Consider the following 15,480-nt stretch of genomic DNA (forward strand, 5'->3'; position numbering starts at 1 on the left):
AGTTGTTTTTTTAGATGTATGAATTAAAAACTAATATGAAAGGTAAATAATAAGTCTCAATTAAAACAAAAAGTTGTATATTTAAATATACTTTTAATAGCAATTAAAACAGTTACTGTTTAAAATCTCTCCCTTTATTATCTTATAAATAAATTAAATTTTCAAAAAACACTATGTTTGTTTGAAACAAATAAGAAATTTTAAAAATTAATAAAAAACGATTAAAAGCCCAATTATAGCGTTAAAACTAAAACTTAAATTTGTTTTAAATAAAAGAACGTGAAAATTAGTTATTTATCGTTTTTATTTGATGATTGCTATTTAAACGTAGATATTTACTATGGCTAAAAATGTGTCTAAATTGAATACAAAAATATGGTTATCGTCTCCACATATGAGTGGACATGAAAAAAAATTCATAAAAGAAGCATTTAAAACTAACTGGATAGCTCCATTAGGACCTAATGTAAATGGGTTTGAAAACGACTTAGAAAACTATTTAGGAAATAAGGTACATGTAGCTGCGTTAACAACTGGAACTGCTGCTATACATCTAGCTTTGGTTCTTTTGAATGTTAAACAAGGAGATGAAGTTATTTGTCAAACCAAAACATTTGCTGCCTCCGTAAATCCAGTTACATATTTAGGAGCGAAACCTGTTTTTGTGGATAGTGAAAGAGAAACATGGAATATCTGTCCAGAATTGCTGGAACATACCATTAAAGATAGAATTAAAATTGGTGTAAAACCAAAAGCCATAATAGTAATTAATCTATATGGAATGCCTTATAAAGTAAAAGAAATAAACGCCATATCAAAAAAATATAACATACCTATTGTTGAAGACAGCGCTGAAGCATTAGGAAGTAGTTATTTTGACCAAAAATGTGGAACTTTTGGGGATATGTCTATATTATCTTTTAATGGAAATAAAATAATTACTACTTCTGGTGGTGGCGCTTTAGTTTCAAAAAACAAGGAATTAAAATCAAAAATCATATACCTAGCAACTCAAGCAAAAGAACCAGGTTTAGAATATTCTCATGTAACTACAGGTTATAATTATAGAATGTCAAATATTTTAGCTGGGATAGGAAGAGGTCAAATGGAAGTGCTAGACAACTATGTTGAATTACGTAGAAATAATTTTAAATATTATTTAAAACAATTAAGTGCTATAAATGAAATTAGTTTTTTAAATGAACCTGAGGGCTTCTACTCTAATAGATGGCTTACTTGTATTATTTTTCAAACAAATAAAATGCGAGATGATATTTTAAAAATGTTAGAATTAAATAATATAGAAGCTAGGCCATCGTGGAAACCAATGCATTTACAACCAGTTTTTAAAAATTATCCTAAATACCTAAATGGTGTTTCAGATGATTTATATAAAAAAGCACTCTGCTTACCTAGTGGATCAAACTTAACTAAAATAGAACTTGACCGTATTATTAAATTAATAAAACAGTATTTTGAATAAAATAATCCACATATTAAAAGGGCTTTCTCATAAGTATGCATCTAAATGGCTTGTGTTACTGTTCGATTTATGTGTTGTTGCTTTTACATTCTTTCTTGCTTACATTATTCGTTATAATTTTGAAATTGATTTCGATTTTATTGCTTTTTTAAAACAAATACCATTTGTTTTAATTGCTGCTTTAACAAGTTTTCTTATTGTTAATTCACACAATGGTGTAGTAAGATTTACTGGAGTAAAAGACGTTATCAATTTAATAATAGGTATAAATATATTAGCAACTATCTTAATAGTTACCACTTTCTTAAGCAGGCAATTTAATTTTGACAAAGTCTTTGATATTCCAGGATCCATTATTTATATCCATTTATTATTAAATATCTTTTTTTTAGTTGGAATTAGATTTTTTATAAAATCACTCTATAAAAGTATTGTTACAGATTTTGATGTTAAGAAGTCCGTTTTAATTTATGGAGCTGGAACATCTGGTATGATAACATACGATGCTGTTTTTAACGATCCAAAAAGCAATATCCAAGTGGTCGGTTTTATTGATGATAACGATAGTAAATCTGGTAAAAAAATTAATCTGCTAAATGTCTATGAACCTGAAAAAATAACTAAAAAGTTTATTGAAAAAAATAATATTGAGGAAGTTATAATTTCAATTCAAAACATTGATTCAAATAGATTATTGCAAATAACAAGCAATCTTTTTGCTTTAAATCTAAAAGTAAAAATTGTTCCAGCTGTTAAAAATTGGATAGATGGAGATTTGAGTTTTGGACAGATTAAAGATTTAAATTTAGAAGATTTATTAGGAAGAGAACCTATTAATATCGATAATCCAATACTTGATGAAGAGTATAGCAACAAAGTAATTCTAGTTACAGGTGCTGCAGGTTCTATTGGTAGTGAATTGGTTAGAAAATTATCCCGTTACAATTTTAAAAAATTAATATTATTAGATAATGCTGAATCAAATTTATATGATATTCAGCAAGAATTAAAAAGAAATGGAAAAGTAAATATTGAGGCAATTGTTTCTGACATTAGAAATAAAATTAGAATTAATAATATTTTTGATTTCTACAAACCAGATATTATTTTTCATGCTGCTGCTTATAAGCACGTGCCTTTAATGGAACAATGTCCTTACGAGGCTGTTAGTGTAAATGTTAGAGGAACTAAAAACTTAATTGACTTATCAGTTAAATATGGCATCGAAAAATTTATTTTAATTTCAACAGATAAAGCTGTAAACCCAACAAATGTAATGGGAGCTACTAAACGTATAGCAGAAATGATAGTTTGCTATCAAAACAGATCTAGCTCAGGAAAAACCAAATTTATAATTACAAGATTTGGAAATGTATTAGGTTCTAATGGTTCTGTTATTCCATTGTTTAAAAAACAAATTGAATCTGGAGGACCATTAACAGTAACTCATAAAGACATTATTCGTTACTTCATGACAATTCCAGAAGCTGCTCAATTAGTTCTAGAAGCCTCAGCAATGGGGTTAGGTCACGAAATATTTGTTTTTGATATGGGAAAACCTGTTAAAATATTCGATTTAGCAATTAATATGATAACGTTATCAGGATTAAGATACCCAGAAGATATTAGTATAAAAATAACTGGATTACGTCCAGGCGAAAAGATATTTGAAGAATTACTAGTCGATGGAGAAAACACAAAACCAACTTACAATGAAAAAATTATGATTGCAAAATGCAAATCAATTACTATTCCTGATGTGAAAAAAAATATTGATGATTTATGTAATTTAGGACCGAATACCCAAAATATAGAGATTGTATCAAAAATTAAAGATATAGTTATAGAATATATCCCAAATAACTCAAAATACGATGTATTAAATACTACAAAATAAATGAAAACTTCAACAATTATAGTAAAACGAACTAAACAAATACTGCATAAAGTAATAATAATTAATATTATTCTAGTTTTTTCATCATGTGTGTCAAGTAAAGAAATTATTTACTTTCAAGATGAGCCATTAAATAGTCTAAGTACAGTAAATTTTAATTCAGATATTGTTTATAAACCTAACGATCTTCTTACAATAAATGTTTCTGCTTTAGACCCAGAAACTGTAAAACCATTCAATTTACCAGTAATAACCAACAGTATCTCTTCACTTAGACCTCAAGGTGATATAAAAATGCAAACTTATATTGTGGATTTAAATGGTAATATAGAATTTCCAGTATTAGGATCTATAAAAATTGGTGGATTAAATAGATTTCAAGCAACTCAAATGTTAAAAGAAAGAATATCTGAATATGTTACAGACCCTATTATAAATATTCGGGTAACCAATTTTACAATTACTGTTATAGGCGAAGTAAATGGACCTGGAACATATACCATTGAAGATGAAAGAATTTCTCTTTTAGAAGCCATAGGTCTTGCTGGCGATTTAACTATTCATGGTAAAAGAGAAAACGTTTTTTTAATTAGAGAACAAGATGGTGTGAAACGATTTACAAAATTTGACTTAACATCAATCAATGTTATAAATTCTCCAAGTTTTTACCTAGAACAAAATGATGTTGTCTATGTCGAACCAAATAAAGCAAAAATCCGTTCAGCCTCTTACAATCAAAATTACATTGTAATAATATCGGCAATAGGAACTTTAGCAACTATAGCAGCAATATTGGTTAAATAATTTTATTTATTAGTTCAAGTATTATGAATAAAAAAAACGATTATAAGGAATTAATTAATCCATATCTACATAAATGGAAGTTTATAGTTTTATGTGTTTTTGGTGCTCTAGTAGTTGCTCTTCTCTATTTACGCTATGCAGATTACCAATATAATGCAAGTGCAAAAATCAAAATAAAAGACGATAAATCAAATAGTAAACTCCCAGAAATATCAACTTTACAAAATTATGGATTGTTTAAAACTGAAAACAATAATGTACTAGACGAAATTGAAGTAATTAAATCGAGAACCATAATAGAAGAAGTAATTAAAGAATTAAAGTTTAATATTCAATATTTTGTTGAAGGACGTATTAAGGCATATGAAGAGTATGAAAATCCTCCTTTAAGTATAAATTTTAACGCATCAGATTCTATTATTCATAAAGTAGATACAACTTTAAGCATTCGTATTCAATCTGCAAATAATTTTGTTTTAAAAGGGGTTAATTTTAGTGAGAAATTTTCTTTTAACTCTGATGAAAATGATGATCCTGATATCAAAGGCACTGTTTATGCTTTTGGAGAAAGCATTCCAACTAGTTTTGGAGACCTTATCATTACTCCCAGAATTGGTGAATCATCTACAAAAATCGGCTCTAATATTAAAATTAAAATATCCCCTCTATCTAGTATTGTTTCTAAATACAAAAGTAAAATCCTAATTGAAAATCAAGAAATGTCTAATATACTTAAATTAAGTATTAATGATAATGTAAGAATAAAGGCTAGTTTATTTATAGATAAACTTATTGAAAAATACAATAATGATGTTCAAAATGATAAACAATTAGTTGTAGACGCCACTTCTGATTTTATTAACAATAGACTTGAAATTGTGTCTACAGAACTAGGTGAAGTAGATTTATCTGCCGAAGATTTACAAAAAACCAACAAACTAACTGATTTAGCAACTCAATCAAGCCTGTCCCTACAAAATGAAAAAGAGAATGAAAACAAATTAATAAATACTGCAACTCAAATTCAGTTAATTGATTATATGAACGAGCAAATTACAGGTAATAATTTAGATTTATTACCTGCTAATATTGGAATATCAGACAATTCAGTATCACAATTGACCAGACAGTATAACCAATTAGTTTTAGAAAAAGATAGGCTATTAAAAAATTCAAGTGAAAAAAACCCTACTGTAGTTAATCTAACAAACCAAATAAATCAGCTTAAAGAAAATTTATCTCAAAGTTTAAGCAGTATTAAAGCAACAAACGAAATTACATATAATTCATTAGTTAATGAAAGTAATAGAATAAGATCTCAAATATATTCTGCACCAAAAAAACAAAGACAGTTTAGAGATATAAAACGTCAACAAGATATAAAGGAAGCTTTGTATTTATACTTATTAGAAAAAAGGGAAGAAGCTGCTATAACTCATGGTGTAACATCTCCTAATGCAAAAATTGTTGATAAAGCTTATGCTTCAGGGATGCCAGTAGCCCCTAAAAAACCTATTATTCTTTTAGCAGCATTAATACTTGGGTTTGGCTTTCCTATAGGATTTATATACCTTGTTAATTTACTAGATGACAAAGTTCACAACATCAAAGACGTCAAGAACATTGTTTCAATTCCCTTTATAGGAGATATTCCAAAATCAAATAAAAACAAACAATTAATCTCCAAAGTAGATTACTCTCCAAAAGCTGAAGCTTTTAGAATGGTGAGAACTAACTTAGAGTTTATGCTTCAAAATATTGAAAACAGGGCAAAAGTTATTTTTGTAACATCTACTACTAGCAAAGAAGGCAAATCTCATACCTCTATAAACTTAGCATTGTCTTTATCGTATTCTGAAAAAAATGTATTATTAATCGAAACTGACATAAGAGTTCCAAAAGCTACAAATTATTTAAACGTTAAAAATGAATTTGGCTTAACAAATTATATAGGCAACCTACACACTCAAGTTGATGAAGTTATTTTTAAACATAAAGACAATACCTTTCTAGACGTTATTCCTTCTGGAACTATCCCTCCAAATCCAGCAGAATTACTAATGAGTAATCGGGTTAAGGAACTATTTGATCATGTATTACAAAAATACGATTATATTATTGTAGATACAGCTGCTGTTGGTTTAGTTACAGATACATTATTAATTAGCAAATTTGCAGATTTATTTATTTATGTAGCAAAAGCTAATTACATATCAAAAAGACAGCTAGAATTAGCCGAAAGAATGTATACAGAGAAAAGACTACCAAACATGACTATTTTACTTAATAGCGTTAACCATAAAAAAGGATATGGATATGGATATGGATATGGTACCAATCCACATAAAAAGAAATGGTGGAAATTTTCTTAAACTAGTTTTCTTCTGTTTTTTTCTTTTGTTAATAACATGAGCTCTCTACCAGTTTGTCCTGCTACTGAAGTATTCTCTTCGGCTCGACGAATTAAATAAGGTAACACGTCTTTAACTGGTCCAAAAGGAACATATTTAGCCACATTATAACCAAGATTAGCTAAATTAAAACTTATATGGTCGCTCATACCATAAAGCTGGCCAAACCAAACACGATTATCATTTATAGAAATCCCTTTTTCTTCCATCATTTCCAATATCAAATAACTACTCTCTTCATTATGTGTTCCTGCAAAAAGAGAGATAGTGTCTAAATGATCTAGTATGTATTTTGCAGAAGCATTAAAATTATCGTCTGTTGCAGCTTTACTTTCACAAATTGGAGTTGGATAACCCATTTTTAAAGCACGTTCGTTTTCTTTTTCCATATAAGCACCACGAACAATTTTATATCCTAAGTAATAACCATTTGCTTTGGCATGATCGTGTTCTTGCATTAAAAAAGCCATTCTATCGTGTCTATACATCTGTAAAGTGTTATAAACAATAGCTTTTTCTGTATTATATTTTTGCATCATTTCAGACACCAAATCATCTACAGCTTGTTGCATCCAGCTTTCTTCAGCATCAATTAATAACTCAACATCTTTTTCTTTGGCTAATTTACAAACCTTATCATATCTAGCTACTACTCTATTCCATTGAACTTGTTCTTCAGCTGTAAAGGGTTTACCTTCACCTTTTTTAGTATATAAACTTGGTTTCCCAAAACCTGTTGGTTTAAACACAGCAATAGGCATGGCTTCTTTATTTTCTGAGAATTTAATAATCTCGAGTGTCTTATCCATGGCTGCGTCAAAAAAAGATTCTTCCTCTTTCCCTTCAACTGAGAAATCCAATACAGAGCTTACTCCTTTTTCAAACATAGCATCAATTACTGGCAAACAATCCTTTTCATTGATTCCTCCACAAAAATGGTCGAAAACAGTTGCTCTTATAACACTGTCTACAGGAAGGTTTGCTTTTATTGCAAAATTACTTAGAGTCTTTCCTACCTTCACAAGTGGCTCGTAAGAAATCATTTTAAACAAAAGATAGGCTCTATTTAGTTCTGAATTACTTTTTAGCGAAAAAGCAATTTCAGTATTATCAAAAATTCGTTCTTTAGACATGTTGAAAAATTTTACACAAATATAATTATTGTAAATCTACTTATTTAAAAAAAAACTCTAATTTTCGCACAATATTTTACAATAATTCAAAATGAATTCTATCAACACAAAAGATTACACAATTTACTTCAAAACAGACTGTTATAAAGCTTTGAATACGCATTTGAAGAAAGCTGCTTATTCAAAAATATTCATTCTTGTTGACGAAAATACTCATGAACATTGTCTTCCTAAGTTTTTAAGCAATTTAGAAACCCAATTGGATATTGAAATTATTGAAATTGAATCTGGAGAACTACATAAAAATATTGAAACTTGTTCTGGTGTTTGGAATGCTCTATCTGAATTAGATGCAGATAGAAAAAGCCTTATAATTAATCTTGGAGGAGGTGTGATTACAGATTTAGGTGGCTTTGTGGCTTCTACTTTTAAACGTGGTATAGACTTTATTAATGTTCCAACCACTCTGTTAGCCATGGTTGACGCATCTATTGGTGGTAAAAATGGTGTAGACCTTGGACATCTAAAAAACCAAATAGGTGTTATAAATACTGGTAAAATGGTTTTAATAGACTCGTCGTTTTTAAATACATTGCCAGATAACCAAATGCGTTCTGGTTTAGCAGAAATGTTAAAACATGGTTTAATTTATAGTGAAACTTACTGGAATAAATTTCATAATGTTAACGAACTCAACAGCAAAACACTTGATGATTTAATTTATGAATCTATAGAAATAAAAAACACCATTGTTGAAGTAGATCCATTTGAAAACAATCTTAGAAAGACCTTAAATTATGGCCACACTATTGGTCATGCCATTGAGTCTTATTACCTAAGTAATGCTTCTAAAACGCCATTGTTACATGGAGAAGCAATAGCAATAGGAATGATATTAGCAACTTATATATCTACAGGATTAACAGATTTTCCAAAGAATGATTGTGATAAAATTAAAGAAACCATTCTACAAATTTTTGGTCAGCCAACAATTCTTGAAGAAGATTTTAGTGCTATTATTGATCTTTTAAAATTTGATAAGAAAAATGAACATGGTATAGTTAATTTTGTACTTCTAAAAAAGATTGGAGAAACAAAAGTAAACTGTCAAGTTGAAAATAGTTTAATAATTGAAGCTTTCAAATATTATAATTCTTAAAAACAATAAAATTAATTTGTAACTTTATAAAAATTGCTACAGTAAAAAGTTAGTGCTATTTATTAATTTTAATACCTTTAGTAATGAAAAGAATAATTGTAGATTACAAAAAACTCACTCCTAAACTCCTAAAGTTATTAACCGATAAATTTCCAGATGGTTATAACGATGATGATGTTATTACATTCGAAAATCATAAGAATGAAATAATAGAAGCAGTAGAAGTACGAACAAATGAAAGTGTGTATCTTGTTAAAGTTAGCAGCAAACTTCATTATACCATGAATAATTTTGAAGGCATTGAAGATACTGAAGTAGACGATTTAGGTCATGTTGTTATTAACGATGATATTAAATCTGAAACTTTTAAAGACGAAGAAGAGTAATTCTACAAATATCGAGAAGTAATAACTTCGCAATGATGTTTCTCATGTCCTATAATTACAAAACCAATAGCTCGAACAGACATATTACTATTACTTGCCACTCCTACAAGTTTTAATGCATCTTCATTAAAACTTTTAAACAACATTATGGTAGACTCTCTAACTAATTGATATTCTTTTAACAACTCTGCTCTACTCCTTTTATTCGCATTAGCCACGTCTGTATATGTGTTTTCCTCAAAACCAGGTAAAGATGTTTTATCTTGTCTAGCAAAACGCAAAGCTCTATAAGCAAACACACGCTCAGCATCAATTAAATGCTGAATAATATCTTTAACAGTCCACTTACCAGCATCATATCTATATTCAAGCTTGTTTTCTGGAATGGTATTAAAAAAAGCAAGTATACTACTCAAACTAGATTCTAAGCCAGATACAAGCATCTCTTCTCCAGCTTTATTTATATAATTACTGTAATATTGTGCATATTCGTTTTTTGATAGTTGAGATGCTTTCATGAAGTTATGTTTTAATAAAAAGCCTCTTTAATATTAAAGAGGCTTTTATAATTGATTTTATTTATCTACAGTTCATTAAAAATAGAATGCATTAAACGCTTTTTATCGTTAATACTTTCTTCTAAAGAAATCATAGTTTCTGTTCTATAAACCCCTTCAATGTCGTCTAGCATAAAGATAATATCTTTGGCATGCTCTGTATTTTTTGCTCTTATTTTACAAAAAATATTGAATTTTCCTGTAGTTATATGCGCAACAGTAACAAAAGGAATATCGCTAATTCGCTCTAAAACAAACTTAGTTTGAGACGTATTTTGAAGAAAAATACCTACATAAGCAATAAATGAATATCCTAATTTCTTATAATCCAATGTTAAAGAAGAACCTTTAATAATTCCTCCTTCTTCCATTTTTTTTACTCTTACGTGAATTGTTCCTGCTGAAATGTTTAATTTTTTAGCAATGTCTGTAAACGGAATCCTTGTATTATCAATTAACATATCTAAAATTTGATGATCAATATCATCCAACTTAATTTTCCCCATTTTTAATTTTTATTTGAATAATAAGCAAAAATAATATAATAATGCTGAATATTCCCTATTAAAGCAGAAGGTTATGTTAATTTTAATGAATATTTAATATTTTTTAAAAACACTGTTTCAACTACTAATCCTTCAGCTAAAACATCCTGTCCTTGTAAAGAAAACTCTTTATTCTGGGCTAATATATTTCTATGACCATTCAAATTACTTAAATCTCCAATTTTTTCAACTTTTGGAACAAATTCAATAATACCATTTTTTAAAGTTTCAACATATTGAATCCCAATATCTACAGTCTCACTTTTGTTATTCAATATAATTGTTGTTTGCCTGATAATGATGTCTAGAAAACTTTTATTGTTTTCTGGAATATTTAAATATGGCTCATATAAATCACCTGAAACTTCGTTATTTGAGATATACATTAAACTGGACAAAATTGCCTCAAACATATAAAACCTAGTAATTTCCCTGTTATAATCTTCTTTATAATGCCCAGCTTCAAATAAAATAGTTGGACAATGTAACGCTTGAAACGTGTCTCCTACACAGTTTTCGTTATAAGTATCATCATAAATCCCTATTTGATTTGGTATTTGTGTTTGCAATAACTTATTCATAACAGAAATAACCTCCATTGCTTTTTTACGAGTTTCTGTAATTGTAGAACCTTCATCTTGTGCAGGTGATAAAAACGACAAAGTAGCAGTATTACTAGTGTCTCCAACACCAAAAATGGTACGTTGTCCATGTAAATTAAAACAAAAGTCTGGCTTAAAATCATCAAACAAACCTCTTAAAACTTTACTTTCTGGTTGCGATAAGTTTTTTGCATCTCTATTTAAATCTATACTATTCGCATTTAGCCTTGTATAGAGTTTAGCTCCATCTGGATTAAGAATTGGTACAATTAAAATTGTACAATTACTTTGTATTTGTTGCATATCAACATTAGAAGAATTTGCAAACACATTACAAATATCGAAAATGGCCTTGGTGGTCGTACTTTCGTTTCCATGCATTTGAGACCACATCAATATTTTTTTAGAACCAGTTCCAATTTGTATAGAATGAATAGGCTCTCCTAAAACTGAAAATCCAATTTGTTTAACCCTAAAAATTTCTTTATAATTTTCAAGCAATGGAAGTATATGATCATTTTGAATATATCTATTTTTAAGTTGAATTTCCTTATAAGAATCGAACAGGTTTCTAAAATAATCTGAAGTCATTAACATTGTTTAATACAAATGTAAACAATTAACAATTTACATTTGTAAACAATAAAAACAACACTATTTGTTTACAAGAGTATACATATTAGATAAATTTCCATAATAATTTTATCATCTTGTAATTTAAAATTTAACAAATTATATTTTATTAGTTTTAAATATTGTATTTCAGCTAGTTAACTTGCTTTATTTAAAGTGTTAATCAATAATTTTATACATTATTTACTATAAGAATATTTACAATATCAATATATTTGTTACATTTGTAAATACAAAACAACCTATTTATAGTTTACAATGATAAACAACGAAGATTTTGCAAAAAGACTTCATAAAGTCATCGAATTTTACAACGAAAGCGCCTCTTCTTTCGCTGAAAAAATTGGTGTACAACGTTCCAGTATTTCACATATTCTTTCTGGCAGAAATAAGCCAAGTTTAGATTTTGTACTTAAAGTACTCTCCTCTTTTCCTGAAGTAGAATTGTATTGGTTGCTGAATGGAAAAGGAAAATTTCCTTCTGAAGAAAAAACTGAAACAAAAATTCCTATTGAAAAAAATATTAAAGAAACTAAATCACAAAAAGTGATTTCAGAAATAAAGCATGTTGAAAACAATACCTCAAATAAAAAAACCATAGAGCGTATTGTTATTTTCTATACAGATGGAAGTTTTAAAAATTTTGAAGATGCTTAAAAAAGAAAAAGCTTGAAGTGATTTCAAGCTTTAAATAAATACGTTATTTAATAAAAATTTATTTTATAAATCGGCTGTGCCAACTATCACTAGCTGGTACCTCCCAATTTTCATTGAATTCTGCAACAGTAGTCACTAGATTGTTAAAAACAATCGTGTTTTTAGATACTGCCCTGTCTTTAGCCATTTTTCTGAAATCAGTTAATGTTTTATAAGCAACAAATTCTCCTTGCTTATAAGACACGTTCATCTTGTCTAACAAGTCTACCTGATATTCTTTTTCTAATTGTTGAATAAAATGTACTGAAGCATCAATAGAACAGCCTGATGCTGCACTAACCTGCTGATTTAAGCCAATAACAATAAAACGTTTGTAAACTATTTTATATCCTGCCTGTAAGTCACTTCCATGTGCTGTCCAGTTTTCAAGAAACACATCTAATTTAGAAGATATTTCTTCAATTTCAATATCTGAAAACGATCTGTTAGCTTGATAGATCCAAACTCTTGATTCTTCTGGTAATACATTAAAATCTACTAACATATTATTCTTGAGAATTTGCAATTAATTCGGCAATATCCAATACTTGAATACTATCTTCTTTTTCTTTCGCTTTTACGCCATCTGTCATCATAGTATTGCAATAAGGGCAACCAGTTGCTATAATATTCGGGCTTGTCTCTAAAGCATCTTCTGTTCTTAGTACATTTATGTCTTTATCTCCTTTTTCTGGTTCTTTAAACATTTGTGCACCACCAGCACCACAACATAACGCTGAGTTTCTGTTACGCTTCATTTCTACCAACTCTACACCTAAAGATTTCAATAAAGTTCTTGGAGCTTCGTAAACATCGTTAGCACGACCTAAATAACAAGGATCGTGAAATGTAATTTGTTTACCATTTAATTTCGATGCGCCTTCAATTTTTAATCGTCCAGCTTTCATTAGCTCATCTATAAACTCTGTATGATGTTGCACTTGATATTTACCTCCAAGCTGAGGATATTCGTTTTTTAATGTGTTATACGAATGTGGACAAGCAGTTACTATTCGTTTTACTTCGTATCCATTTAAAACCTCAATATTCATTACAGCCTGCATTTGAAACAAAAATTCATTTCCTGCACGTTTAGCAACATCTCCAGTACAACTCTCTTCGGTTCCTAAAACTGCAAAATCGACATTGGCTTTATTTAATATCTTAACAAAGGCTTTAGTTATTTTTTTTGCTCTATCGTCGTAACTACCAGCAGAACCAACCCAAAATAATATTTCTGGTTGCTTCCCTTCTGCCATATATTGCGCCATAGTTGGCACTTTTAATTGTTCGCTCATAATTGAGTTTATTTATCATTTACTATAAAAGTATTTAAACAGCTATTCATGTTGGCCATCATCAAACACTTGTATAGTCACTTTTTTATCTACTAAATCTGTAAATTTCCCTTTATATCTCGTGGCTTTTACTAAATGATTATCTATCCAATGGTAATTTCCTCCTCTTGGTTTTCCCATTAATAAACTATGAAATTTAAATCCATGCTTATTTAACCAGTTTGTGGTTACTTCTCTATGATCTTCTGTTCTTGAAGTAAAAAAACAAATTAAATGTCCTTGCTCGTACCACTTATTACAAGTTGCTAAAGCATCAGGATATGGATCGCAAGTCGCCATTCTTTCTGGTTCTTCATTTGGAATATCGTCTGTAATAGTTCCATCAATATCTATTAAATAGTTTTTAACTCCTTTTGGTAAAATAGGACTTATTTTTTCTCCTGCTTCTACTTTTTCGTGTAACAGCTTGTCTGCGTCTTCTCTTTTCATATTCTAAATTCCTGTTTAGGTAGGATTTTTTTTTAAATTTTTATTTTATTAGAAGTTGATTTTTACTACTCATCTTTCCAATTTAATCTGTCCATTTGGTTATATGGCCAAGGTGCTCCATTATTCTCGATGTTCGTCATCATATTATTTAATTCTACAGGTGCAGCACTTTGTTCCATAACTAAATAACGTCTCATTTCTATAATAATAGACAAAGGATCAATGCTAACTGGACAAGCTTCTACACAAGCATTACAAGTTGTACAAGCCCAAAGTTCTTCGGTAGAAATATAATCTCCTAACAACTGTTTACCATCATCTTTAAATTCGCCATTATTAGCATCTATGTTTTTACCAACCTCTTCTAACCTGTCTCTAGTGTCCATCATGATTTTTCTAGGCGACAATTTTTTGCCAGTTAAATTAGCTGGACATTCGCTTGTACAACGTCCACATTCTGTACAGGTATATGCGTTTAGCAATTGAACCCAACTTAAATCCTGAACATCTGAAGCTCCAAATTTTGCAGGCATTACATTCTCTGCACCTTCTGCTGGTGCAGCAAATGGATCGACGTTTGGATCCATCATCATTTTTACTTCGTTAGTAACTGCTTCTAGATTATTTAATTGGCCTTTAGGCTGTACTTTACCATAATATGTATTTGGAAAAGCTAAAAGTATATGTAAGTGCTTTGAGAAATACAGATAGTTTAAGAAAATTAAAATCCCTATAATATGTAGCCACCAAGCTGTACGTTCTATTACATGGATAGTTGTTTCTGGTAAACCACTAAACCAAGGAGCAATAAACTGACTAACAACATTTCCAGAATTCATTAATTGAAAATGAATATCTGTAGCATTCATAATCAAGAAAAGCGACATTAGAACCATTTCAAAATACAAAATGTAATTGGCATCGTTTTTTGGCCAGCTTGTCATTTCGTTTTTCCAAAATCTATTAATTTTTATAATGTTTCTACGAATCCAAAAAACAATAACTGATACTAAAACTAAAACAGCTAATATTTCGAAGGTTCCTATTAAAACTCCATAAAGTTCCTGGTAATATGAAAAAATTCTCCAAGAACCTGTGAGACCATCAATAACAATTTCTAATAATTCAATATTAATTATTACAAATCCTATGTAAACAACAATATGCAAAAAACCAGCAATGGGTCTTTTAACCATTTTTCCTTGTCCTAGAGCAATTCTAGTCATGTTTTTCCAACGTTGCGATTTATTATCGCTAACATCAACATCCTGACCTAGTTTAATGTTTCTAATTAGTTTTCTTACGTTTTTGGCAAAGTATCCAAAACCTGCAATAAGTAATAAAGCAAATAATATGTTTGGAATATAATTCATGTTCTTTGGTAATA

General features: G+C 29.1%; 15 protein-coding genes. 7 read left to right on the forward strand and 8 right to left on the reverse strand.

What is annotated here, in order from left to right:
• The first annotated feature begins 340 nt into the window (after window positions 1-340).
• The 4 genes from LX78_RS06515 to LX78_RS06530 are packed head-to-tail and all read left to right on the forward strand — an operon-like array spanning window position 341 to window position 6,556.
• Window positions 341-1,483, forward strand: coding sequence for an aminotransferase class V-fold PLP-dependent enzyme (locus tag LX78_RS06515; RefSeq protein WP_109681831.1), 1,143 nt, complete (start codon window positions 341-343; stop codon window positions 1,481-1,483).
• The gene (locus tag LX78_RS06520) at window positions 1,473-3,380 is read left to right on the forward strand and encodes a polysaccharide biosynthesis protein (RefSeq protein ID WP_109681832.1); all 1,908 of its coding nucleotides are present in this window, start codon (window positions 1,473-1,475) and stop codon (window positions 3,378-3,380) included. Before LX78_RS06515 ends, LX78_RS06520 begins: the two co-directional genes overlap by 11 nt.
• Window positions 3,381-4,184, forward strand: a complete 804-nt coding sequence (locus LX78_RS06525; protein ID WP_109681833.1) for a polysaccharide biosynthesis/export family protein — start codon at window positions 3,381-3,383, stop codon at window positions 4,182-4,184.
• Between the two features lie 23 nt (window positions 4,185-4,207).
• Window positions 4,208-6,556 carry a GumC family protein gene (locus LX78_RS06530; RefSeq protein ID WP_109681834.1) on the forward strand — a complete coding sequence of 783 codons (2,349 nt, stop codon included), beginning with the start codon at window positions 4,208-4,210 and terminating at the stop codon, window positions 6,554-6,556.
• On the opposite strand, the gene LX78_RS06535 is transcribed toward LX78_RS06530, so the two are convergent.
• The gene (locus tag LX78_RS06535) at window positions 6,553-7,728 is read right to left on the reverse strand and encodes a proline dehydrogenase family protein (RefSeq protein WP_109681835.1); all 1,176 of its coding nucleotides are present in this window, start codon (window positions 7,726-7,728) and stop codon (window positions 6,553-6,555) included. The two genes, LX78_RS06530 and LX78_RS06535, sit on opposite strands and share 4 nt — an antisense overlap.
• Before the next feature lie 91 nt (window positions 7,729-7,819).
• Here LX78_RS06535 and aroB point away from each other — a divergent pair, with 91 nt between their 5' ends.
• Window positions 7,820-8,887: a 3-dehydroquinate synthase gene (aroB, locus tag LX78_RS06540; protein WP_109681836.1), complete on the forward strand. Its 1,068-nt coding sequence runs from the start codon at window positions 7,820-7,822 to the stop codon at window positions 8,885-8,887.
• Between the two features lie 83 nt (window positions 8,888-8,970).
• Window positions 8,971-9,273 (forward strand): hypothetical protein, encoded by a 303-nt coding sequence (locus LX78_RS06545; RefSeq protein WP_109681837.1) that lies wholly within the window; start codon window positions 8,971-8,973, stop codon window positions 9,271-9,273.
• Between the two features lie 2 nt (window positions 9,274-9,275).
• Here the strand turns inward: LX78_RS06545 and LX78_RS06550 are convergent, their stop codons facing one another.
• From LX78_RS06550 to LX78_RS06560, 3 genes are all read right to left on the reverse strand, one after another.
• The gene (locus tag LX78_RS06550) at window positions 9,276-9,791 is read right to left on the reverse strand and encodes a DinB family protein (protein WP_109681838.1); all 516 of its coding nucleotides are present in this window, start codon (window positions 9,789-9,791) and stop codon (window positions 9,276-9,278) included.
• A gap of 65 nt (window positions 9,792-9,856) precedes the next feature.
• Window positions 9,857-10,336 (reverse strand): Lrp/AsnC family transcriptional regulator, encoded by a 480-nt coding sequence (locus tag LX78_RS06555; RefSeq protein ID WP_109681839.1) that lies wholly within the window; start codon window positions 10,334-10,336, stop codon window positions 9,857-9,859.
• A gap of 71 nt (window positions 10,337-10,407) precedes the next feature.
• Window positions 10,408-11,568: a M14 family zinc carboxypeptidase gene (locus LX78_RS06560; protein WP_109681840.1), complete on the reverse strand. Its 1,161-nt coding sequence runs from the start codon at window positions 11,566-11,568 to the stop codon at window positions 10,408-10,410.
• Window positions 11,569-11,868: 300 nt separating this feature from the next.
• On the opposite strand from LX78_RS06560, the gene LX78_RS06565 reads away from it, so the two are divergent.
• A complete protein-coding gene (locus LX78_RS06565) occupies window positions 11,869-12,267 on the forward strand; it encodes a helix-turn-helix domain-containing protein (RefSeq protein ID WP_109681841.1) in 399 nt (132 codons plus the stop codon).
• Window positions 12,268-12,325: 58 nt separating this feature from the next.
• Here the strand turns inward: LX78_RS06565 and LX78_RS06570 are convergent, their stop codons facing one another.
• The 4 genes from LX78_RS06570 to LX78_RS06585 all read right to left on the reverse strand — a co-directional run bounded on the left by LX78_RS06570 (window position 12,326) and on the right by LX78_RS06585 (window position 15,466).
• Window positions 12,326-12,811: an ABC transporter ATPase gene (locus LX78_RS06570; RefSeq protein ID WP_109681842.1), complete on the reverse strand. Its 486-nt coding sequence runs from the start codon at window positions 12,809-12,811 to the stop codon at window positions 12,326-12,328.
• A 1-nt stretch (window position 12,812) separates the two neighbouring features.
• Window positions 12,813-13,604 (reverse strand): (Fe-S)-binding protein, encoded by a 792-nt coding sequence (locus LX78_RS06575; protein WP_109681843.1) that lies wholly within the window; start codon window positions 13,602-13,604, stop codon window positions 12,813-12,815.
• Window positions 13,605-13,646: 42 nt separating this feature from the next.
• Window positions 13,647-14,093 carry an LNS2 domain-containing protein gene (locus tag LX78_RS06580; protein ID WP_109681844.1) on the reverse strand — a complete coding sequence of 149 codons (447 nt, stop codon included), beginning with the start codon at window positions 14,091-14,093 and terminating at the stop codon, window positions 13,647-13,649.
• Window positions 14,094-14,158: 65 nt separating this feature from the next.
• Window positions 14,159-15,466, reverse strand: a complete 1,308-nt coding sequence (locus tag LX78_RS06585) for a (Fe-S)-binding protein (RefSeq protein WP_109681845.1) — start codon at window positions 15,464-15,466, stop codon at window positions 14,159-14,161.
• Between the last annotated feature and the right edge of the window lie 14 nt (window positions 15,467-15,480).

Origin of the sequence: Xanthomarina spongicola, from assembly GCF_003148645.1 — a bacterium.
GTDB lineage: Bacteria > Bacteroidota > Bacteroidia > Flavobacteriales > Flavobacteriaceae > Xanthomarina > Xanthomarina spongicola.

Coding starts and splice junctions, on each gene's coding strand:
- LX78_RS06525 (WP_109681833.1), top strand. CDS start 3,381: ATGAAAACTTCAACAATTATAGTAAAACGAACTAAACAAATACTGCAT.
- LX78_RS06535 (WP_109681835.1), bottom strand. CDS start 7,728: ATGTCTAAAGAACGAATTTTTGATAATACTGAAATTGCTTTTTCGCTA.
- LX78_RS06560 (WP_109681840.1), bottom strand. CDS start 11,568: ATGACTTCAGATTATTTTAGAAACCTGTTCGATTCTTATAAGGAAATT.
- LX78_RS06570 (WP_109681842.1), bottom strand. CDS start 12,811: ATGTTAGTAGATTTTAATGTATTACCAGAAGAATCAAGAGTTTGGATC.
- aroB (WP_109681836.1), top strand. CDS start 7,820: ATGAATTCTATCAACACAAAAGATTACACAATTTACTTCAAAACAGAC.
- LX78_RS06585 (WP_109681845.1), bottom strand. CDS start 15,466: ATGAATTATATTCCAAACATATTATTTGCTTTATTACTTATTGCAGGT.
- LX78_RS06575 (WP_109681843.1), bottom strand. CDS start 13,604: ATGAGCGAACAATTAAAAGTGCCAACTATGGCGCAATATATGGCAGAA.
- LX78_RS06530 (WP_109681834.1), top strand. CDS start 4,208: ATGAATAAAAAAAACGATTATAAGGAATTAATTAATCCATATCTACAT.
- LX78_RS06545 (WP_109681837.1), top strand. CDS start 8,971: ATGAAAAGAATAATTGTAGATTACAAAAAACTCACTCCTAAACTCCTA.
- LX78_RS06565 (WP_109681841.1), top strand. CDS start 11,869: ATGATAAACAACGAAGATTTTGCAAAAAGACTTCATAAAGTCATCGAA.
- LX78_RS06550 (WP_109681838.1), bottom strand. CDS start 9,791: ATGAAAGCATCTCAACTATCAAAAAACGAATATGCACAATATTACAGT.
- LX78_RS06555 (WP_109681839.1), bottom strand. CDS start 10,336: ATGGGGAAAATTAAGTTGGATGATATTGATCATCAAATTTTAGATATG.
- LX78_RS06580 (WP_109681844.1), bottom strand. CDS start 14,093: ATGAAAAGAGAAGACGCAGACAAGCTGTTACACGAAAAAGTAGAAGCA.
- LX78_RS06515 (WP_109681831.1), top strand. CDS start 341: ATGGCTAAAAATGTGTCTAAATTGAATACAAAAATATGGTTATCGTCT.